The sequence below is a fragment of the Priestia flexa NBRC 15715 genome, assembly GCF_001591565.1.
GTDB lineage: Bacteria > Bacillota > Bacilli > Bacillales > Bacillaceae_H > Priestia > Priestia flexa.
The window spans coordinates 1-632 of the sequence record NZ_BCVD01000255.1; the positions used below are offsets into that span (position 1 = coordinate 1).

1 protein-coding gene is annotated in these 632 nt (G+C 37.0%); it reads right to left on the minus strand.

What is annotated here, in order from left to right:
* Positions 1 to 146 precede the first annotated feature (146 nt).
* Positions 147 to 632 (minus strand): transposase (locus tag BFL01S_RS19745; protein WP_156474967.1); only part of this gene is annotated, 486 nt, incomplete at its 5' end.

Consider the following 632-nt stretch of genomic DNA (forward strand, 5'->3'; position numbering starts at 1 on the left):
ACTAGTGTTGCATAAATATTGTCGCAATTTTCAGTCTGATTATCCTCCTTGTTTAGAGCCAAAAAGGTAAATACCTATTCAAAGGTGGCTCTATCCATTTGGGTTTTTTTTACAATTAGACTTGTGCGACAACAACAATTTGCTTATTAAGGGATGGCTTTCCCTTCAATCTTTCGAAGCCAGATATGGGCTGGTTTCCACAATGCAGCCCTTAAATAACGGCTAATTTGTAAGGTTTTTCGCTTACTTCTTGTTTCAAGTTGTACGAGAACATGTAGGCAAAAAACAATCAGTGCGATAAACACTTGGTTTTGAATCGCCCATTCACTTTGACCGTAGAACTTTTTGATGCTGAGATGCTGTTTGATCCATTTAAAGAACAACTCAATTGCCCACCGTGATTTGTACATCTCTGAAATTTCTTCGGCACTCAAATCAAAACGATTGGTAATTAAATGCAGTTCATTTCCTTTTGAATCCATCACTTTTAGAAGACGAAAGTAATTTTCAGCACGGTTTTGAGTCGTACCAATCAACACCATTTGATCTGACAAAACAGCTGAATTCTCGGGTAGTTTAAAATTATAAACTTCCCGTATGACTGCGTTTTTCCGTAGCCTTGAAAGAAAAAA